This is a genomic window from Chitinophaga solisilvae (assembly GCF_009928525.1).
Lineage (GTDB): Bacteria > Bacteroidota > Bacteroidia > Chitinophagales > Chitinophagaceae > Chitinophaga > Chitinophaga solisilvae.
Genome location: NZ_JAABOK010000001.1, coordinates 316,068 through 337,907, shown reverse-complemented (window position 1 = coordinate 337,907; position 21,840 = coordinate 316,068). Strand labels below are relative to the sequence as shown.

General features: G+C 50.7%; 13 protein-coding genes. 6 read left to right on the top strand and 7 right to left on the bottom strand.

Going from position 1 to position 21,840, the window contains the following annotated elements; genetic code table 11:
* Positions 1-4: 4 nt before the first annotated feature.
* Together GWG06_RS01085 and GWG06_RS01080 are read left to right on the top strand one after the other, a co-directional pair.
* Complete coding sequence (locus GWG06_RS01085; RefSeq protein WP_160710876.1) at positions 5-880, top strand: universal stress protein; 876 nt, start codon at positions 5-7, stop codon at positions 878-880.
* Between the two features lie 257 nt (positions 881-1,137).
* Complete coding sequence (locus tag GWG06_RS01080; protein ID WP_160710875.1) at positions 1,138-2,775, top strand: acyl-CoA dehydrogenase family protein; 1,638 nt, start codon at positions 1,138-1,140, stop codon at positions 2,773-2,775.
* Here GWG06_RS01080 and GWG06_RS01075 read toward each other — a convergent pair.
* Positions 2,768-3,727 carry a DUF5996 family protein gene (locus GWG06_RS01075; protein ID WP_160710874.1) on the bottom strand — a complete coding sequence of 320 codons (960 nt, stop codon included), beginning with the start codon at positions 3,725-3,727 and terminating at the stop codon, positions 2,768-2,770. The two genes, GWG06_RS01080 and GWG06_RS01075, sit on opposite strands and share 8 nt — an antisense overlap.
* Before the next feature lie 150 nt (positions 3,728-3,877).
* Here GWG06_RS01075 and GWG06_RS01070 point away from each other — a divergent pair, with 150 nt between their 5' ends.
* Positions 3,878-5,524 carry a DUF6138 family protein gene (locus GWG06_RS01070; RefSeq protein ID WP_160710873.1) on the top strand — a complete coding sequence of 549 codons (1,647 nt, stop codon included), beginning with the start codon at positions 3,878-3,880 and terminating at the stop codon, positions 5,522-5,524.
* Between the two features lie 84 nt (positions 5,525-5,608).
* Here the strand turns inward: GWG06_RS01070 and GWG06_RS01065 are convergent, their stop codons facing one another.
* From GWG06_RS01065 to GWG06_RS01050, 4 genes are all read right to left on the bottom strand, one after another.
* Positions 5,609-6,157, bottom strand: a complete 549-nt coding sequence (locus GWG06_RS01065; protein WP_127042192.1) for a hypothetical protein — start codon at positions 6,155-6,157, stop codon at positions 5,609-5,611.
* 48 nt (positions 6,158-6,205) lie between these two features.
* Complete coding sequence (locus GWG06_RS01060) at positions 6,206-6,919, bottom strand: dioxygenase family protein (RefSeq protein WP_160710872.1); 714 nt, start codon at positions 6,917-6,919, stop codon at positions 6,206-6,208.
* Between the two features lie 88 nt (positions 6,920-7,007).
* Complete coding sequence (locus GWG06_RS01055) at positions 7,008-7,709, bottom strand: LytR/AlgR family response regulator transcription factor (RefSeq protein ID WP_160710871.1); 702 nt, start codon at positions 7,707-7,709, stop codon at positions 7,008-7,010.
* A gap of 45 nt (positions 7,710-7,754) precedes the next feature.
* Entirely contained in the window at positions 7,755-8,792 is a 1,038-nt protein-coding gene (locus GWG06_RS01050) for a sensor histidine kinase (RefSeq protein ID WP_235938073.1), read from the bottom strand.
* A 271-nt stretch (positions 8,793-9,063) separates the two neighbouring features.
* Between GWG06_RS01050 and pdxR the strand changes: the two genes are divergently transcribed.
* The 3 genes from pdxR (at position 9,064) to GWG06_RS01035 (ending at position 13,050) form a co-directional block, all read left to right on the top strand.
* The gene (gene pdxR, locus GWG06_RS01045; RefSeq protein ID WP_160710869.1) at positions 9,064-10,518 is read left to right on the top strand and encodes a MocR-like pyridoxine biosynthesis transcription factor PdxR; all 1,455 of its coding nucleotides are present in this window, start codon (positions 9,064-9,066) and stop codon (positions 10,516-10,518) included.
* An 81-nt stretch (positions 10,519-10,599) separates the two neighbouring features.
* On the top strand, positions 10,600-11,493 hold the full coding sequence (locus GWG06_RS01040; RefSeq protein ID WP_127042182.1) for a haloalkane dehalogenase: 894 nt from the start codon (positions 10,600-10,602) through the stop codon (positions 11,491-11,493).
* A gap of 243 nt (positions 11,494-11,736) precedes the next feature.
* Complete coding sequence (locus GWG06_RS01035; protein WP_160710868.1) at positions 11,737-13,050, top strand: SMI1/KNR4 family protein; 1,314 nt, start codon at positions 11,737-11,739, stop codon at positions 13,048-13,050.
* Positions 13,051-13,166: 116 nt separating this feature from the next.
* On the opposite strand, the gene GWG06_RS01030 is transcribed toward GWG06_RS01035, so the two are convergent.
* Together GWG06_RS01030 and GWG06_RS01025 are read right to left on the bottom strand one after the other, a co-directional pair.
* Positions 13,167-17,723 carry a DUF6443 domain-containing protein gene (locus tag GWG06_RS01030; protein ID WP_160710867.1) on the bottom strand — a complete coding sequence of 1,519 codons (4,557 nt, stop codon included), beginning with the start codon at positions 17,721-17,723 and terminating at the stop codon, positions 13,167-13,169.
* Positions 17,724-17,792: 69 nt separating this feature from the next.
* On the bottom strand, positions 17,793-21,794 hold the full coding sequence (locus GWG06_RS01025; RefSeq protein ID WP_160710866.1) for a DUF5977 domain-containing protein: 4,002 nt from the start codon (positions 21,792-21,794) through the stop codon (positions 17,793-17,795).
* Between the last annotated feature and the right edge of the window lie 46 nt (positions 21,795-21,840).

Here is a 21,840-nt window from a genome sequence, read left to right as displayed (position 1 = left end):
ACCCATGACCGTTAATAACGATATAAAAGTACTGGCAGGATTTGACTTATCCGATATGGACCCTGCGCTGGTCCGCTATCTTGAAGTACTGGAACAATGGCTGCCGGTACATCAGTTTATCTTCCTGCATAACATCAAAATAAACGAACTGCCTGAAGAAATGCGGTCGTCCTCCATGCTGACCACCATCGCGCAACGTATCCGTAAAAAAATCTCGGAAACCATCCGCGCCATCTATACGCCCCGGGCTTCATTTGATGTCCGCGTCACCTTTGAGCCATTTTCTGAGATCGCCTTCACCCAGGCCTGTCAGCAGCAAAAGACCGACCTCGTGCTGTTAGGTAACAAGCAACAGCTGGAAGGCAGCGGCGGACTAGGTCAGAAGCTCATCCGGATGCTCCCTGCGGCCGTACTGCTGGTACCGGAGACCTTCCGCGGCTTCCCCCACCGGATAGCCATGGCCATTGATTTTTCACGTTATACGCCCGCCATCGTACAGTGGCAGCAATTTATCGCCCGCAGCAAACCCGGCAGTGAAGACATCACCTTTACCCCTGTATACGTGTCTAAAATGAGCTATCACTTCTTCCCTATCCTCTCAGACCATGAGCTGGAAGCCTCCCTGAAAAAAGATGAAGCCGAAAAGTCAAAAAAATGGCGCACCCTTTACGCCGCACAATCCCCCCTGCACATTATCCATGCACATGAAAAAAACATTGCCTCCACACTTCTCAGCTACGCCCGCCACAACAACATCCATATCATTCTGATGGGCGTAAAAGGCGCCTCCTCGCTGACCAACCTGTTTATGGGCAGCGTAGCAAATGAAATGGTACAACGGGAAACGGATGTGTGTCTGTTGCTGGTCAAACACAAATGAGCGGGAATTACGAATTACAAATTACGAATTACGAATTACGAATGTAGAAGCCATACTTATCAGGCAGGAATCTGGAATTAATTATGAATTACGAATGATGAATGGCGAGTGAGAAGCGAAGATGATCTTCGCTTATATCTTCGGGTATCACTCGCCATTCATCATTCGTAATTCATAATTAATTCCAGATTCCTGCCTGATAAGTATGGCTTCTACATTCGTAATTCGTAATTTGTAATTCGTAATTCCTGCTCCATATGTCTCATCCATTCAACTTCTCCGTTTCGCTCAACCAGGTTCCGGTCCTGGAAAATTATAATACCTATACGTCTCATGCCGCGCTGAGGCAGGCGGTGCAGGCTTATGGCGGCGGGTGGATGGAAGAAGAGGCAACTGCCTTTGGCAGGTTGATGGGGAGCAGGGAGATGCAGGAAGCGGGCACGATAGCCAACAGAGAGATACCGGTATTACAGACGCATGACCGGTTTGGTAACCGGCTGGATGTAGTGAACTATCATCCCGCATATCATCAGATGATGGATGCCGCGATACGGCAGGGAGTACATGCGGTGTCGTGGACGGCAGGGAGAGATGGCGCCTATGTGGCGCATAGTGTGCTTTCCTATCTCAAGCAGCAGATTGACGAAGGCAGCAGTTGTCCGCTGACGATGACTTTTGCCGTAGTGCCCTCCCTGCGGATAGCGGCGGGCATAGCACAGGAATGGCTGCCACTGGTACTTTCCAGGGAATACGATCCCCGGCATATTCCCTGGTATGAAAAGAAAGGCGTCACTTTCGGTATGGCCATGACAGAACCGCAGGGAGGCAGCGATGTGCGGGCCAATATCACCTTTGCCATTCCCGCGGGTGGTGATGTATACCATATCACCGGCAGGAAATGGTTCTGCAGTGCGCCGATGAGCGATGCCTTCCTGGTACTGGCGCAGACAGGTAAAGGGCTGAGCTGCTTCCTGGTTCCCCGCTTCCTGCCGGACGGCACTAAAAACAGGCTGTACTTTCAGCGGTTGAAAGATAAGCTGGGCAATAAGTCCAACGCTTCGGGAGAAGTTGAATTCCATGAAGCATGGGCGCAGCTGATTGGCGAAGAAGGCCGCGGCGTGCCCGCCATTATGGAAATGGTACGGCATACGCGGCTGGACTGTGCCACCGGCTCAGCAGCCACGATGCAGCGCGCCGTAGCGGAAGCCATTCATCATTGCCGGCACCGGAATACTTTCGGGAAGCGGCTGGCAGCGCACCCCCTGATGCAGAATGTGCTGGCGGACCTGAGTCTCGAATCCATTGCCGCCACCACCTTCGCGATGCGGCTGGCGAAAGGTTTCGACAGCGCACTGCATGATCCCGCTGAAATGCATTTTACCCGGATCGCTACCGCCATCGGGAAATTCTGGAATACCAAAAGAGCCGTACTGGTGCTGGGCGAAGCCCTGGAATGTATTGGCGGCAACGGCTATGTGGAAACATCTGTTATGCCCCGCCTGTACCGCGATGTGCCCGTAAATGCCATCTGGGAAGGCTCCGGCAATATACAGGCCCTGGATGTGCTGCGCGCCATGCAGAAAGATCCGGAAAGCATGGAAGCACTGCTGCAGTATTTTAATCAGGCCCGCGGGCTGGACCCTGCGCTGGACAAGCAACTGCAGCAACTGGCCTCCCTGCTGGATGATAAGGATATGCTGGAGTTCAAAGCCCGCATCGTTGTGGAAAAGGCGGCACTCGCCATCCAGGCTGCAGAACTGATCCGTACCGCGCCGCCTGCCATTGCGCAACAGTTTTGCCAGGCCCGGTTAACAGCAGACAGGCACCTCACCTGGGGTACCCTGGAAGATAAGCATGCCCTGGAAACCATTATAGACTATACCCATGCTACCTGAAGCAGCCGTAGGCTGTTTCAAAGGAAGACAGATCACACTCCAGCGCCTTGCGGTCCCAATGCCCGGTGGTGGCGGCCGCCACATAGGTAGATTGCAGGAAATCCAGCAGGGCTTGCTCCGGATCTTCCGATTGCTGCACCACTTCATAATTCAACAGAAATTCTCCCAGCTCCTGACTGAAAAAAGCATCCGCAGGTTTTACCGGCTGTTCCGCAAACCCCGGCACAGACGGGTAACAATACGCATAAAATGCTGCATGCGGATATTGTTCACTGCCTGGCCAGAAGCCGCAGGAGCTTACTTCTTTGGAATATGCCTCCTGCATAACGCGGGCCGGCATATTGGGTGCAGCCCCCTGATGTACCGGCGCATCCCTGCCTGAGAAGCGGGTGACTGCCAGGTCAAATGCACCCCAGAAAAAATGTACCGGGCTGACCTTGCCCGTATACCCCGCGCGGAAACGGGTAAACACCGTATGTATTTTCACCAGCGCCTGCCAGAAACGTTGCATCTGCTCCTTATCGTAGGAAGCATGCACCTTGTCTATCTCAAAAGGAATCGCATTTTCCAGCTCGCTGGGCGTGGTGTGAATGGTTACATCTATATCCAGCGCTGCCAGCTTCCGGAACAGATCGCGGTAGAAATCAGCCACAGGAAACGCTTTCAGGGACATCCTTTCAGACTTTCCGGTACTCGTTATGATGTCCAGATGATGATGAATAAAATCAAAATTTATTTCAAAGATACCGTGCCGGTAAGGCATGCTTCCTGTTCCTAGCCCATACGGATGCACATACAGGGTTACATGCCAGGAATGATTCAGCCAGGGCATTGTCCGCAGCCGTATCTTTCCTACTATCTGCGTCCACAGGTGAACGGTAGCCAATGTATCCTTCCATTCGCTGAAATGCAGCTCCGGCCATTTTTCCGGATTGTTATCGTTGTTACTCATACAATATATTTGGTGGTACATCTCTTTAACAAAAAACTGAAAAGAATGTTGGAAGTATAACGTAAACGGTTATACGAAACAATAAACTCATCCGTTTCCTTTTTTTTGATTTATTTTGCCGGCATTGTATAACCCATTAAAAGATTGTTCATGGATAGCCGCCAACAGACTGTTATAGCAGATATTAAACAGGCCATCGCGCAATTACTGGAAAGACTTGACCAGCGTAAGCATGCGGCAGATATAGTAAAACGTACTACCCTGCAGGCAGGTATACACGATTATGTCCGTTTTTCATATAAACAGGGGGAGATATTGCTGTACACCGATACGGACAACAAAGAAGTAAGTTTGAGATACGAAGGCGCCGCCATCCCTGATTATCCGCAGACAACAGAAGACATAACAGCGCTGCAGCCCTTGCTGGATGAAGCATTACAACAGATATTGGCAACATATGACGACGCGCCTATTATCGATTATCACTTTACCATAGCAGGCGGCTTCCTCACTCCTGCCGGTAAAATCAACATGGTGCCGCTGACGTATATCAGCCAACAGAAAAAAACCAGGCTGCTGGAGAATATTACCATATACCTGCAGCAGAAAATTACCGGCGGGCAATACCCTACCAAAGATCTGCAGACCTTCTTCCTGTCCCGGCACCTGCTGGACAACCGGCTTTTTCCTTCGCCGGATATACCGGAGATCATCGCTGTCTTTGAAAAAATACTGCAGCTGAATAAACAGCATAAAGAGCAGCAGCGGCAACATCGTTACTACATCATAACTGCGCTGCGTCATTGGGCGGAAGAAGATTTTCTGCCACAATTCTATGATGTGGAGCAGAATGCTTACCAGCCTGCCATTTATACGCGCAGGCCCGGCGGACCGGCAGCAGATCCGCAGCAGCTGGAGCTGCTGTTATATGCAGCCGTCATGATTATTAAATATGAGCCAAACTATGCCAGGGCAACGGGAACGGGTTTTGTGGAAAGAGCCGGAGAGCTGGGCAGCGCCCGCGCCGGACAGCTGCTGAAAACCGGCAGCGGTGCTGCGGATGCCGTTTATGCCGATGAACAGGTAGCCTGTTCCGCCAACGATGTTTTTGCCACCATCAGCATACAGATAAAAAAAGAAGGCGCCACCGCCTATGGGAACGCGCTGCAATTCATACTGCGCATGCTGCAGCAGGAGTTCCCGTATAGTTATGAAATCAGGTTGAAATCATCCGTAAAACAATTCCTTCCGCTCAAGGGTCTTGGAAAAACCGCCACCCACCGTTTTTTTGCCAATGCCCTGCAGTATCCGGAACTTTTTCCGGTACTGGAAACATATGCGGCGACTGTTATACAGCGGGAGTATGAGTGGTATAATGATGCAGAAGCGGAGTTATGCGCCATGCCGGGAACCTATGCGGTATTCGGGCTGGGATTGGCCGGTGACCGCTATTTCCCGCTGGTAAGCGATTATATGCAGCGGGTAGATACGGAGCATCAGTCCGTACAAAATGTATTCACGCGGCAGCTGGCCGTGCAATACGGCGTACATGCCGGTACTGTTCCGGTATTGGTGAAATGCCTGCTGGCCTGCCAGGATCATAAACCGATGAAGGAACTGGGCGGAATGGAATCGGCGGAGCTGCTGCCGTTGCTGGTGCAATGCCTGCAGCCGCTGCAGGGATATGAAGCGGAACATGTCGCTTACTTTATCTGGGGCGGGAAAGAAAAACTGGCTGCCAGAGCGAAGAAACATGCTGCCTTACAGGAAGTACTGGCACTGACAGCAAGAACATAAAAAAAACGGGTTGTAAATCATCCGGTTTACAACCCGTTACCTCCTAAGCAATCATCACTGCATACTGCTTTAACTGCTTTCACTTTAGTGCAACTGAGCCACCCCATTTAACGCAGGCTCATGTTGCAGTGCCTTGTAGCTGCTGACAGACAGCTGAGGTTGCAGGGAAAGCATAAAAGTGTCGTACGCACCGGAATTGGAAGTTTGCTCAGGAGCGGCCAGCAGCAGCCGGTCGCCGGTTAATCCCAGCAGGGTGAGTGCCGGGGTGGTATATATGATCGCTACCTCGTGCTGCTGCCGGTCCTGAATATCAGATTCGATGAGCTCCAGCTGATATATCTCAAACGGCAGCGGCATCCGGTTCAGGCAATCCTTTACGCCCGGAATACGGTTTCCCAGCTCCTGTACATGGAGGCCGACTGCAAAGCCTACCTTATAATGGAGGGAATTGGATTTAGGCGCGGCCACTTTCAGTTCACTGAAAGTACGGTATTGCCTGTCCGGATTATAAACCTGCGACTGCATGAGGAATTCAATGTAGGAATCTTCAAATACCTTTGTTTCAAAATCTCCTGTAGAAGCAGCGTTAATGAGCTGTTTGAAAGATAATGTAATCTGTGCCGGATACATCATAGGAATAATTAATTAGATCGACTGATAAGAATTTGGTTGAAGCGGTTGTTACCTGATGTTGATAACATGCGTGAGGTCATAACCGCCGGAAGTGTTACGGGTTACAGTTGCCAGCTCTGTAGCGAGGGAGTCGCGGATGATGGAATCCAGGTAATTGGTGGTTGGGTTCTGACCATGCGCAGCATACAGCGGTGTTCTGTAAACGGCCGCATTGATAGCATCAGGGAAAGCTATCTGCGAAGTAAGAACCAGGCTGGTGCCGATGAAGATCTGCACATGCAGGTGCGCACAACGACCGGGATACCAGCCTGGGTAAATAGAAGCGAAATGCACCTGTCCGGCGCTGTTTGTGTATTGTAACCCTCTACCGAAAAGTCGGCCTACATTATTCTGTACACCCAGGTAGCCATTGTTCACGTAACCGGAATAGTAGCCATCCTTATCGCATTGCCAGATGTCTACGCGGGCGTTGGTAACAGGCGCACAACCTCTGCTTACGCTCTGTACCTTGATATCGATATTCAGCGGAACACCGGGTTTGCCATCCGTGATATTTACACGGTTGATAGCGGAACCACGGCTGTTATACAATGGGTATGGGCCGTCCATATCCGGATCGGTCAATACGCAAGCGGCTTCAGCGGCAGCAGTACCCGCAGCAGTTGCGCCAGGTGTGGTGGCATCCTTTTTACAGGCTTCCAGCAGCACCGGGGCAGAGATGGCTGTTACAGCCAGAGATCTGAGAAAATTTTTCCTTTCCATAAGATAAAAAGTTGTTTTGCTTAAAGTTCAGTTATCAGCATCCTTTTATCAAGTGAGTATCGGTAAAGCGGAGAGATGTACCGATATATTATTTGCCGGTCCACCCGCGGATAACATCTGCATACGTATCGCTCACGGGCAGCGCTGTACCTGAATACAGCAGTACCTTACGCCAGGCGATAGAACAGATGCTGCGCACGGCTACGATATAACTCCGGTGAATACGCTGAAAGCGGTCTTGCGGCAGCTTCTCCAGAATTTTCTTCAGCGGCATCAGCGTGAGTACCGGCCGGGCATTATGCAGGTGAATACGGATATAATCTTCCAGGCTTTCGATATAATCTATATCATCCAGCCAGATTCTTACCAGCTTGTATTCCGCATACACAAAGAGCGACTCCGGTTCTTTTGCAGCGGCCGTACTATGCAGGTGGCGGTACTGCCCGATAGTTTTATGCATGGTTCTGGCAAAGCGTTCCAGGCTGATTGGCTTCAGCAGGTAATCCAGTGCATCCAGCTCAAAACCTTCGTAGGCAAAGCGTTTGTGCGCTGTCATAAAAATGATCATGGGCTTTTCCGGCAGCGAGCGGACAAGGTCGATACCGGTTATATCCGGCATATTAATATCGATGAACAACAGATCCACCGGCCGGCTGCGCAGGAACTCCGCACCGGAAAGCGCATCGTCGAAAGTCTGCAGCAGCTGCAAAGCGGGAAACTGGGCAGTATAGCTCTTAATCAGCTCCAGCGCCAGGGGTTCATCATCGATAGCTATGGCTTTGATCTTCATATAGGTGATGAAGGTAAAAGGTTAACAGATGTAAGTCAGTATGGGTTAATCCATCAGCAATGTTAATCTGACAGTATACAGGTTATTATCAGTATTGATCTCCAGCATATGCCGCTGCGGATACAGCAGTTCCAGCCGTTGGCGGGTGTTGGCAATACCTACGCCGCAACTGTGGGTGCGGGGCTGTTCCTTATAAATGCGGTTGCTGCAGAAAAACATGATACAATGCCGGCGGGCATGCAGGTGAATAAAAATAGGTGCAGGCATATGTTTGCTCACCCCGTATTTAAACACATTCTCCACAAACGTCATCAGTACCAGTGGTGATATTTTTTTCTTTTCCAGATCTCCGGTTACCTTATACTCTACCTGCCCCGGCTGCAGCCTTAGCTGCTGCAGAGCTATATAATCGCGGATACAGGCCTCTTCATGAGGCAGCGGCACATAATCCGCACATACATCATCGGTGATATAGCGCATGATATTGGATAACTTCAGTATGCTCTCTGCCGTATACTGATGCCGGGCCACTGCCAGCGAGTAAATATTGTTCAGCGTATTAAAAAGGAAATGCGGATGAACCTGCGCCTTCAGAAAAGACAACTCCGCCCTGATTTTCTCCCGCTCTGCCCGTATGGCCCTTTGCTCTGTCTGCTGCCAGCGCCGCGTGGCAGTGATGGCAATCCCCAATGCCATCATCATAAAAAAAATAAACAGGCTGGTAATATCTATCACCGGCGGCTCATACACCCATTTGGCCACACCCGGCGGAGGCGTGGCCCACTTCTGCTGTAATAAACGGTCAAATGGCTGCAGCAAAAATATTCCCATGCATAATATTCCTGCCATCATCACGTAACTCCAGTAACGGCCAGGCAGAAATAACCATGGTATGAGCAGGTAACGGTTAAAATAAAACAGACTGATATAACAGCTACAGAATAACCAATAACTATAATGCCTGGCCGGAGCAGTCAGCTCAGTATACCCGTTGCCGTTATGCATAAACAACAGCGGAAATATCATAAAGAGTATGCAACATACAATATGAATGCTGATCTGAGGGGCTCTCCAGGATAACATATACAAATTAATGGAGGCTGCCGGGTTATTTTCCATGTGTACCGATGAAACAGAGAATTGTACCGATAAAGGTAGATGCAGGGACTGAAGAAATACAGCAGTCGGAATGGCGAATTACGAATGATGAATGGCGAGTGATAAGCGAAGAACATAGCGAATAATACAAATCTTTATCCGCCTGTATCTTCGCTTATCACTCGCCATTCATCATTCGTAATTCATAATTAATCCTCATTCGCAATTCGTAATTTAGCCCCTCACAAAGGAGGTTATGTCAAAAGAAACGTCTGGTTTTGTTCCTGCCGGGATTCAGCTTAGTAAGGAAGCAGAGGCGCCATTGTATATGCAGTTGTATCAGCAGTTCAGGGAGAAGATGGTCAGGGGGCAGCTGCAGCCGGGCGACAGGGTTCCCTCCAGCAGGGCGCTGGCGCAGGAGTTGGGAGTTTCCAGGATTATTGTGAGTCAGTGCTTTGAGCAGCTGATAATGGAAGGATATTTTGAGAGCAGGACGGGAAGCGGCACTTACATTGCGGCAGTATTGCCGGAACAGTTGCTGCAGGTGCGAACGGCAGTAGCGGAGCCGCCACAGGAAACGGTTACAGATCCCATCAATGGTAACCGCATTGAAGATGTACCTTTTCAGATGGGGTTGCCATCCCTCGATAAATTTCCTTACGGTATATGGCAACGGGTGGGCGCGCAGGTATTAAAGACGCTGAAACATTTTCATCTCGGATATGAAGATACGCTGGGATACGGACCACTGCGCAAAGCTATTGCGGACTATCTGCGGCTGGCCAGGGGCGTGGATTGCGACGCTTCCCGTGTGGTGGTAGTCACCGGATCACAGCAGGGGCTGAACCTTATCCTGCAAACGCTGCTGCAACCCGGCGATGACGTGTGGATGGAAGATCCCGGCTACTATGGAGCCCGGCTGGCGTTCCGTCATGCCGGACTGAAGATCTGCCCCGTTCCCGTGCAGGCGGATGGCATGGATATCAACTATGCCATGCAGCACTATCCGGCGGCCCGGCTGGCCTATGTAACACCTACCCACCAGTTTCCGCTGGGCTGCTGTATGTCCGCCGCCAAACGCCGGCAACTGCTGGACTGGGCAGCTGACAATAACGGCTGGATACTCGAAGATGATTACGACAGTGAATACCGCTATGAAGGCCCTCCCACTCCCTGCCTGCAAAGCCAGGATACACAGGGCAGGGTAATCTATTCCGGTACTTTCAGCAAGGTATTGTTTCCTGCGCTGCGGCTGGCTTACATCGTACTGCCCACACCGGAAATGGCGGAGGCCTTCCGGCAGGTGAAAGAGAGCGTTGACAGGCAGTCTCCTGCCCTGGAACAGTTCATCCTGCATTACTTTATGGAGCAGGGACATTTCGTCCGGCATATTCATAAAATTCGGCTGTTGTATGCCGAACGTCAACGGCTACTCGCAGCGCTCATACAGGAGCGGCTGCATCCCTGGCTGCAGGCCGATTCTCTGCCGGCAGGCATGCATCTCCTCTGCCGGCTGCATCCGTCCGTTGATGTGCAGCGGCTCAAAAAAGCACTACGGCAACACCGGGTCAAGGTTACCTTTGTGGAGGTATTTACCCTGCAGCATCACCACCCGCCGGCACTGCTGCTGGGATTCACGGCATTTACCGCCTACCGTCTTAAAACAGCGGCGGAAAAACTGGCGGCCTGCCTGGAGTATGCCACTGCATAAGTGGTCTTATTGATTCGCGGTAAGTGGATATAATCGCACCGGTATCTTCCTGTTAGCTTTGCTGCATAAACATTTATGAACATGCAAACAACTACCGCAACATCTGCTGTTATCAGTCATGTGGATCTGCTGCCCCGGAAAACAGTGACATGTATCGATACCGAAATCAGTTATGTAGATACCGGCCATGGCGACCCGGTCGTGTTTCTTCACGGTAACCCTACCTCCTCTTACCTGTGGCGCAATATCATTCCCTGGCTCAGCAGCCACCGCAGATGCCTGGCTCCGGACCTCGCAGGGATGGGCCGCTCCGGTAAATCGCCGGAAAAGAAATATGAATTCACGGACCATGCCGCCTACCTGGACACCTGGTTTGAAGCCGTCGGCCTGAAAGAAAACATCACCCTTGTGCTGCATGACTGGGGCAGCGCACTCGGGTTTTACCGCGCCTTCCGGTTCCCGCAGCAGATCAAAGCTATCGCCTATATGGAGGCGATCGTACAACCCCGCCTGTGGAGCGATTTCCCCGCCGGCCGTGATGGCATATTCCGCGCTTTACGCTCCCCGAAAGGCGAAGAGATGATTATGAAAGATAACTTCTTCATAGAAACGGTATTGCCCAAAAGTATCATCCGCCCTCTCTCCCCTGAAGAGATGGATGCCTACCGCGCACCTTTCCGGGAGGAAGCAGACAGACTCCCTACACTCCTTTTTCCGCGGTCGCTGCCCATCGAAAATGATCCTCCTGAAATAGCCGCCATCGTTCAGGCTTACGGTGAATGGCTGGCAGCCAGCAACATCCCCAAACTCCTGATTACCGCTACTCCCGGCGCCCTGCTCGTTGGCCGCGCACTGGATTTCTGCCGCACCTGGCCCCATCAGCAGGAAGTCAACGTAAACGGCATCCACTATATCCAGGAAGACTCTCCCGCTGAAATAGGTGAAGCTCTGAGGCGGTTTATCCTCTCTATTTAATATTCATTTGAGATTTTTTTATTTGAGATTTTCTATCTACTCAGGATTTTCCTCCTGACGGACAGATGGTGTATAAAATATATCTCATTTAACAGACTACTGTCCGTCAGGAGGAAAATCCTGAGTAGATAGAAAATCTCAAATAAAAAAATCTCAAATGATCTTACTTTGCGTACGACCGCTCCATCAGGAGGAAAATCAGGAGGCGGCGGAAAATCTTAAATAATAAATCTCAGGAAAAAAATGAGGAATTATGATACGCAGATAGCGCGCATAAAGGAGAAGTTAGTGCAGGCGAAAGCAGCGGATACGGACTGTAAGGTATTTGGTGCAACCAGTCATCATTATGTTATTGATAGTCCGCTTACCCCGGAGGAAATACAGGAGTTTGAGCAAAAGCATCAGATCAGTCTGCCTGCAGACTATAAATCCTTTCTGCTACATATAGGCAACGGTGGCGAATCCTTTAACCGGTCAGCAGCAGGACCTTATTATGGTATCTATCCGCTGGGAGACGGTGTGGGTGAACTGGGGAGCGATGAGGATGCTATGCGGGACGGCATAAAAATTTATCCGGAGATGAGTTCAGAGGAATGGAAACAACTCACCACCACTGTCATGCAGGATGATATTTCTGATGAAGATTATTACCGGGAGATGTCTGTTATCTATGCAGGTATTCTGCCCATAGGCACTCAGGGATGCGGTATTGTGCATGCACTGGCTTTAAACGGCCCGCATGCAGGCCGTGTTATTAATATCAACCCGGAACTGTATCTGCCTCAGTTCTGCTACGAAAATAATTTCCTCGACTGGTACGAACGCTGGCTCGATGAAATAATTTCCGGCGACCTGGTGAGCGATAACGCCACCTGGTTCGGTTATTCCATGGGCGGCAGCATCGATTCCCTGCTGGCACAGTATCATGCGGACAGCGATCCAGTTGTAAAAAAGGCGTGTCTCCGGGGCATACTCGTTAAAAAAACAATTCCGCCACCATATTTCCCGGAACTGGAAACTGCTTTCCGGCAAGCCGAAACAGCCCATCGTCTTGTGTTACTGCAGCTGTTAACGAAATGCAGCTATACACAGGCCCGGCCTTTTCTTTTATCTATGAGTGACTCCCATCTGCTGGAGGTAGTACAGAATGTATGGTGGTATGCAAAAGATAATAGCGCAGACTGGCTGGAAACGATCAGCCGGCAGCTGCCACAGGTCCATGATGCAGAAACATTCCGCTTCTGCACCTACCTGCTATCTGCCACTGCCACCGACTACGGCCCGCTCCTGCTTCCCATGACACAACACCCGGAAGCCGAGATCAGATCCACTTCTTTTTATACTTTAGGCAAACTCCCGAACAAAGCTGATTACCTGGATGCTTTTATTGCCGGCTTAAAGGATTCCTCGAATGATGTTATCAGAAATACCCTGCAGGCCCTCGCTGGCATTACTGACAAACGCCTCCTGCCCGCCTATCATGAACTGGCCGCCAGGTTCCCGGAAGAACAGGACTATGTGCTGTCTAATTTGCGCCAGCGCCTTAAAGAAATGTGATTTCATTTGATTATTTGATTATTTGAGATTTGGTTATTTAAAAAAATGCAGCGAAGATATACGTATATCTTCGCTGCATTTTTTTAAATAATTAAATCTCAAATAATCAAATGAAATTACTGCGTCCAGATACCTAGTGCCTCTCTGCCGAAGTCCGTACGATGCTCTACAACATGCTCAAAAACGTTGTCAAAGACTTTATTAAACAAGGACTTCTCTGAGGTAAGCCTGGATCCGTTTTTGAAATCTTTCATAAAGGATTTGAATTCGGCCTTTAGCAGTTTACGCAGATAGGCGCCATGATGTTTGAATGCATCTGGTCCCAGGGTAATAGTGCGTTGCCCCACATTGCTGCTGCCAACGGTATTCTGTTCCAGGGAAAACTTCACATCTGCCTTCCCTATCTTCAGTTTATCTTCTGCATAGGCGGCGAGTTTATTTCCTGCTAATGTCTTCGCTTCAGCGCCGACAGCTTTGTTAACCTCCTTCATCATATGATTCATTCTGCCGGCATCAGTGCCCCATCCGTAGCCTGCCTTCATATTCTTGAATGATTCCAGCGAGGCTGCTGCAGTGGAAGAAATAGCGCCATTCAACGCACCGGTTTTAAGTCCTTTCCATACGCTCTTCCAGGTATCGGGCGATCCGCTGAGCGCTCCGTTGATAGCACCGGATACTGCGCCTTTCGCGGTAGCGATGGCTACCTGTGCGGCAAAACTACCGCCGCCGGGGATAAAGGATAATGCTCCTGTAGCTGCGCCACTTAATGCCCCCCGCCAAAATCCATCGAAGAACGACTTATTGTCAAATTCATAGGCAAAACCTTTCTGTAAACCGGAAGACAATGCTGCAAAGCCTATCACCGCAATAATGGTAATGAGGTCGTCGCCGTTCGGATCTACGAACATGGCCGGATTGTTACCCATTGCCATATAGGGGCTGGCATACTGTTCCACCGCATCCGGGCTATGCCACCGTCCGAGCTGCGGATCATAGAACCTCGCGCCGAAATCATACATCTCCAGACCGGAGCCATCACTGAATTCTTCCTGCTGCGCTTCTTTGCCCTGGTAACCATAGCGGTTAGGCAGCTTATTCCAGGCACGGTCGCTGATTCCGGCCATCGTCAGGCCATCCGGATAAAAATGCGTTTCTTCCAGCAGTGGTCCGCGGTTATTGACAATCTGCAGGTTATCAAAATATACATCGATGTTACTTTCATTACTGCAATAGATGTAGAGATAACCGCTCTTGGTCATCGCCTGGCTGAGCAGGGAATGACGTTTCACCACATCTGCCGTACTGCTGACGAGGTCTACACCATTGGCCACCGGCCGGAACTGGTTATCGAACAATATCCAGTTCATTGCCGCCTTGGGTGCTACGGTAGGATTGGGCTGATTGGGCGTGCTTCCCAGCATGGTATTCAACGGCGTAGTGGTGGCAGCAACGCTGCTGAGATTGGCGCCGCCGCCGTGTAACCCTGCGGCAGCAACGGATGTGCCGGCAAAGGCATTCACAAAAGATGCCAGCGTTGAAGTAATGGGGTAAGACACCGGCGCGGTACCGGTAGCATGCCACACGCTGTTGCACAACAGAGATATCTTATCTCCCGCCATCACCTTGATGGTGATACCCAGGCCGGTCTTATCTCCTGACTGACCATTCAGCAGGTATAACTTGTCGCTGTTGGCGGTAACATTGCTGTAAGGGTTAACACCATTAGTCGGCGTACCATTGTTGTTCTGGTTCTGATATACGCCGCCGTTAGCGCTGGCCAGCCATGGCAGCTGCGTGGAAGCAGACCTGATATTGGCTGGTTTGATATCATAGAACTGTGATTCAAATGCCTGTGCGGTACCTCCGTTATAGGTAGCATTTTCCAGCGTGGCTGCAGGATAGATATCTGACTGCGCTTCATCTGTCAGCACCATGCGGTTATTTTCCAGCTGGTCTTTCAGGAAGTAATCAAACACGTAACCTGTCAGCGTAGCGGGTGCCGCAGCATTATTGTACACTGCCCGGATACGTCCTTCTTCATGACTTATATACAGCAGCTTGTCAGTAAACTGCAGGGATGCCAGCGATGCATTGCTGTATGCCAGCGACCCGTAGGTAAATCCGTTGATATACTTTGTGGTGGTGGTTACATTGGTGACATAGCTGACATTGTTGAATTTGATGGTAACGTTATTCTCTGTTACGGTTTTCTGCAGCTTTTCTCCCAGCGCATTATACAGGAATGTCAGCGCGCCTTTGGTACCGATGGAGAAGGTCTGCGGCAGGTCGATGGAATTATAGGCGATACTGCTGGTGATACCCCTGTTGTAATCCGTCAGCACATTGCCGTTGGCATCATAGGTATAATCATCCTGCGCAGCTGTTTTGCCGGCGGGATAATGAAAGTCGCCCAGTTTGCTCTGCGGGTCATTGGCCACGTCCATCACATTACGCAGCTGGTTACTCAGGTTGTTGCTCTGGTAGGAATAGGTCAGGTTATCGACAGTACCTGAGCCACCCAGTTTAAATCCGTTTCTGCTGAGTGCCGTGATATTACCGTTCACATCGTACCCAATGTTGCCGGTAGAGAAGTCGATGTAGCTTTTATCCCAGGTGGAGGCGCTGGAATTCTGCAGGAATGGCGCAGAGAGCAGTCTGTTACCTTTGTCATAGGTAAATTCCAGCTTTCTGTTGACGCCGTCGCCTTTACTCTTCCAGGTGACGCCGCCGGAGCTGCCGTTGAACCGCGGGGTGGCGTAGGCGTTTCCAGGTGCGGAAGAAGCAGGTTTATCATAACCTACTTCGTATCCGAAGTAATTCTGACTGCTACCGGCCAGATAGGTTCTGTTAGCGCCCAGCAGCCATCCGCGCACGTTATAGTCATAGTTCAGGCTTTCCAGTCCGGCGTTGCCATTGTAGGCGGGGGCCAGCTGTTTCTTTTTAGGGAATCCGAGTTCATTGTAAGTATGGGAGACAATAACTGCGGAAGCGTTAATACTGCCGGTGGTAATACGTTTGGTGATCGTCTCCGGCCTTCCGTCTGCATCGTAGGTATGTTTCGAAAACAGGTAGTGTGTCTGCGGGTTGCCGCCTGCCTTATTTTGCGTGGCGAGGTCGCCGATCACTTTTCCTTCCCAGTTGTATTGCCGCGTGGCAATATCTGTACCGCCGGTAACATTGATTTTCTGTACCTGGATATTATTACCACGGTCATCGTAGAACTTCACCGTGTATTCGTACTGGTTAGCTGTACCGATGATTTTTACTTTGCTGCCGGTTTGCATACCGGCTGTTTTGCTGCTCTGGATAAGCTGTTGTGCATATTCCGGCGCAGTATTATAGGCAGTGAGGAAGTTGCTGTTGCCTGTTCCGCCTGTACCGGTGTTGATGGTAGCGGGCAGTGTTGATGAGTTGGCGGCGCTCATCCAGGAGTAATCGTCGTAAAATGTCTGCCGCAGCATCTCTGACGTATAGGAGGCTACTGCCGGGTAGGCGGTACTTGTTTCTGCTGCGGTGCGGTGGAAATCAAGGTTATTATAGTTTGCCGGGTCTGTGAGCAGACCGGCTTCTATGGGTCTGTCCAGTGCATCGTACTTAAAGTATTCCCATTTCTGCTGATTGCGCTGGTTGCCATCCTGCTGCATCACGAGGCGGTCCAGCTGGTCATATACCATTCTGGCCTCTGCTGCGCCGGGTATTTTCTTCACGATCATATGTCCGGCTTCATCAAATTCAAAGCGATAGCACAGGTCATCTGCCAGGGTCTGGGAAATGGTCCAGGTTCCGTCTATCTGTTTAACGGCTGCCGGCGGAATGATGAAGCGGGACATGCCATAGTCGTCGTATACATAATAGGTAGACAGCCAGCCGGTATGTGCGCTGCCGGCGCCATTGTCGGCCGCAGCGGTGAGCTGTGCCTTCCGCAGGATCAGCTGGTTGTAGTTATCTCTGAATTCGATGCTCTGGTTACCTTGTTCATCCGTCACGATGCTTTTGTAGAGCGTACCTGCATCATAGATGCCATCGGTAACGGGCAGGCTGCCGCGGGCGGCGGCGATGTTCCATTTCCTGACAGCATCCGCGGCGGTGTTGGTGGCGCTGCGGGAAGTAACGCCGTGCGTGGGTGTACCTACCCAGCTGGCGCCGGGAGCCAGGCTGGAAAGTGTTCTGTTCAGCGGCGATGCTTCAAAGCTATTTTCGTGGTAAGCCCAGTTCAGTGTGCCGGTACCGAGATTGGTTTCTCCGGCCTGTCCGGCCAGGTAGGTATTATAGAAGGCTACCTGCTGCTGAATAGGATCTGATTTAAAATCGCCGTTATTGGCATAGGAGGCAAAGGGCAGATACTCCAGCTGCTCCCTGCCGTAGGCATCATATACACTGGGCTGTACCAGGTCGAAGCCGGCGGGTGTACCCTGCTTAACCACGCGCTGCAGCTTTCTGCCGAAGCCGTCGGTATAATCCGTTACCTGCTGTACTTCTGCCTTTGTTCTGGTAGCAATCTGTGTGGCCTTTGATATAGGCATTTTAGGTTTCCAGGTGCGTACGCTGTTCACCGGAAACGAAGATGTGTAGGGCGCTGGCGGCGTCTGCTGGGCCATCGCCAGGAAGGGAAACAGCAGTATCCCCAGCAGCGTGAGTGCTGCAGCCGGTAGTTTATGTGGGATGAAATTCATTTTCATTATATTATTTGTTTGGAACATATCGTATATCCATAACCGTTATTAAGTCAGTATTTCCCGTTCTCATGGCGCTCCCCAATAGCTGTATCCGAAGGTTCTGTACGGAGAATTGCCTCCGGTAGGCGATATGCTGATGGTGTAGGTACCGGCCGGCATATTGCTGAGCGTAATGCTGGACGGGCTGGAGCAGGTAGTGCTGGTACGCGATGCACAAAGGGAACCGTTCCGGGAAGCTGCACCGCTTACTGTATAGTAAACGGAATAGTAATATCCCGGTTCACCATACACGCTGAGGTTAATATCTCCTGCCAGCGTAGTGGTAATAGTAACGGAGTTAGAGGACGACGCATTCATGGAACCGTATTTAATCACCTGAGAGGTCGTACACTGCCCGTTATTATTGGCATAGGTCTGCCCGTTGTTATTCACGTCGTTTACCGCCTGCTGATCGGCATCTGCCTGGCTGGTGAGCGACTGGTACCTGCCGGCAGGAACCGTATAGGTAACGGAGGAACCGGTAAATCCGGGCTGGCAGTTATTCCGGGTATAGGTGCCGCTCTTCGCCACGCTGTAATAAATCAGCGTACAGGTCCCGTTGGCATTGGCATAAGCCTGCCCCTTCAGCATGGCGTCGTTCACGGCCAGCTGGTTGGCATCTTCCTGGCTGATAGTGGAAGTATAGGTACCTGCGTTAACTGTGTAGGCTACGCTGCCAGGTGCATATCCTGCCGGGCAGTTATTTCTGGTGAAAGTCTGCGTATATGCGGCATTGCTGTATTCCTGGTTATCAGGGCAGCCGGTTGGTCCGCCGTAATAATTCACGCATGTCTTGCTCACAATATTATTATCATCATCCCGCACAATACTCAATCGGCCTAATCCATCATATTCATAGGTGGTAGTTTTACCGGAAGGATCTGTTTCTGCGGTTCTGCCTACCTGTGAATGATGGCTGAATGTACTCAGCAGGGCGTCTGCAGGGAATACACGTACATCGTCGATGATGCCGGAGAGATTCAGCGGACCGGTATAATTCTGCTGCTTCATCACCCATTTGCCATTCTCCCATGACCAGTACTGCAGGATATATTTCCGGGCATCCGGCAGCGGGAAGTTCACGTTAAACGGCGTGGAAAAGTTATAGTAATAGCTGCCGCTGTGGGCGCTGCCGGCAGTTGCACTGAAATTGGGATTATCTTCAAATCCCTCAAAATAAAACCCGCGGGTGGCAGTGAATATGGGTTTTATAATGTTATAGCTGTAACTCAGACCTCTGTAGGTAGCCGAGCCACCACCGCTGGAAATAGAAATGATATAGGTGCCTGCCGGCATATTAGGCAGCGTTACGGATTCGGGATAGGAACAGGTAACACTGGACCTGCTCGCACAAACGGTTCCGGAGGCGTTGGAAGGGCCGGACACAGAGTAATAAACCGACACTGTTTCGCCGGGTGAAGACATAGCCGAGATAACGATGTTCCCCGCCGCTTCATTTCTGAAAGTGGCGGTAGTAGGACCTGTATTGAGCCACAGCGATCCGTAGGCCGCCGTCTGCTGTGTTGATACGGTGAAATTATCTTCCGCATTATCTATTACCGCTACCGGCAGGTTACCCCCATAAGCATACTGATAGGAGGTGGCCTTCCCTCCTTCCACTTTTTCCCCGGAAACATTGGAGGTGGAAGGATCGTAGGTATAGAGTTTCTTTTTAACAGCCTTATTGCCCATGTACAGGTCTGATTTAGTCAGATAGATGTACTGATCAATACCTACCTGCATGGGAGAAAACGTGTTATGTATTTCACGGGAAATACCGTTCCTGCTCTCGGTTTCATGCACTACCGCACTGAGGTTGTTGGCATTGGCCAGCGCAGTGACAACCGTCTGCTCCCCTGCCGCAAGCCGTGGAATATCTGTATCCTGCGGATGATAGAGGGTCTTTACCAGCGACTTCCCTTTGGAATCTGTGCTGGTAATGGTTTTGATCTGACGCAGGTTAGCCGGGCTGAAAGTGAAGCTGGTGGTGGTTTCTATATAGGACCCAGGGCGCAGCTGATCGTACTCCCGGTGTATTACTCTGGTCAGCTGATAGTTTTCGTACGGCGTAAAGTAAATTGAGTTGTAGGAGTTGGAACCCGAAGTACCTCCTACTGCAAAGGAAACAGTATTCCATTTGTATCCCCAGGCTTTCTGTCCGCCCGGACTGGTAAGCGACTGGTAAGCGGTAAGCGGTGTAAGATCTTCGGTGAGCTTATTACCGGCGGCATCATACACGGTTACGCTGAGTGGCATCCCTCTTTTGAAAGCATAGCTGGTGGAAGAGGTTACATCAGGAACAGAGCCCTGTACACCGGAGTTGAGGTAGTTCAGGATATCCGGAAAATCGCTGAAGTTGGAGTAAGTGCTGACAGCATAACCACCGTTCTTCTCTGTTACCTTTACAGCAGAATACCCTACAAAGTTTCCGTTGAGGTCATATACCAGTGAAGGGCATTCAGATAATACCTGAAAGATAGCCCCGCCCCAGTTGTATCCTATGATAGAATAGGAAGGACTGAATATCTGTCCGGTAGATAAATTATTATTATCGCGGTAGGAATAGTCCTGGTAGACGCTTTCGCCGGTAGGCAATGTCTTTGCCAGTCTCTTCACTCTTAATCCGCCTACTGTTTTGTTAGCGCCGCTGTTGTTATATTCATTCAGTTCGTAGGTAACATTCCAGCTGCCGCCGTTAAGCTCTGTCACGCCGGTGAGCACGCCCAGCAGCGTACCTGCCAGGTCAGGATTCCTGTCATTATTCGGAAAAGCGTTGTAGGCCTTGGGGGGATAATAGTTCTGATATCCCCACAGATCTACCTGTGCATATGCCTTGCGGTTCGCAATTGCATGCGCTTCATTATAGGTGAAGGTGCGCAGGGTGATGGGCGAACTGGTGGTGGTAGTGTTGCCGGTAACTTTGATACCGTCCAGCCGCAGGCGCAGCAGCCCTCCATCGGAGGAGGAGCCGCCGAAATAGCTTTGGTTCAGCGTATAGGTACTGAGTGTTACCGGCTGTGAGTAGCGGGTGAAGCGCGACTGCACGATGCTGGTCAGTCTTCCTGCACCGGGGTCATCGGCGCGGTCAAACGCATAATTGAAATTCACGGTGCCGTTACCGGCAGTAATTTTTGAGATATATCTCGGAGACACCGTAGCTGTAGCAGGATGTGTGGTATCCCAGTTCTGGTTGCCGTACATATCCCAGGTAACAACGCCTACGTAGTGGTTGAGTGTAGTAGAGCCGGGAGACGAGATGTATTCGAACGTAGCGATATCCTTATTGTTGAAGGTAACAATTTTATCCAGGTGCCACGTGGTGGTACCACCGGTAGAGGTACCAAAAATGGTTGTGCTGGTATTTTCCTTGGAAGCGGAGGTGCTGCCGAAATAGTAGTGCGTACCGTTTTCGTCGATCGCTTCAAAGGAGCTGTTGTAGCTGTTACTGGTATTATAGAAGTTGTTGGCAATAATTTTAACACCGGTATTGTTGGAGGTTACCACATTACCATTTTCATCAAACGTAAACTGGAAGCTGAAGAACGGGGTTTTAATGAAGTAGATGTCCGGTTCTCCGTCGATGGTAGGCGGCAAAGAGGTAAAGCCTCCGGGCAGTGCGGCGCCGCTTTGTTTCCAGGCGGCTACCTGTTGTCCGGCGCGACCTGTACCGAGGAAGCCGTTATACTGGTCGTCGGGGAAGGCGCGCACCACCCTGGTAACGCTGCCGCCGGCATTTACAATCCAGCCCAGTCCGGCCTGGCTGGCATAATCCTGCACTTTGATTCCCTTGCCGCCAACATATGTCAGCGTTACAGGAATGTTGATGTCTTTGGCCGTGAGCTGGCAGATGGGAACGTTGGCATACAGGGACCCGGTATAGAGGTCCACTCCTACGTCGGAGGTAGCGGCCATGGCTACTGTATTTCCCAGGAAACGGTTATTGGGCGATGGCAGCACCAGGCTACTGTTTATCTGCGCGTAAGTAGGCGTCAGGAATAAACACAGGCATGCCAGGACCCATAACTTCATGAGTAGTTTTACTGAATAGGGCATTATGATAAATGTTTAAGAAAGT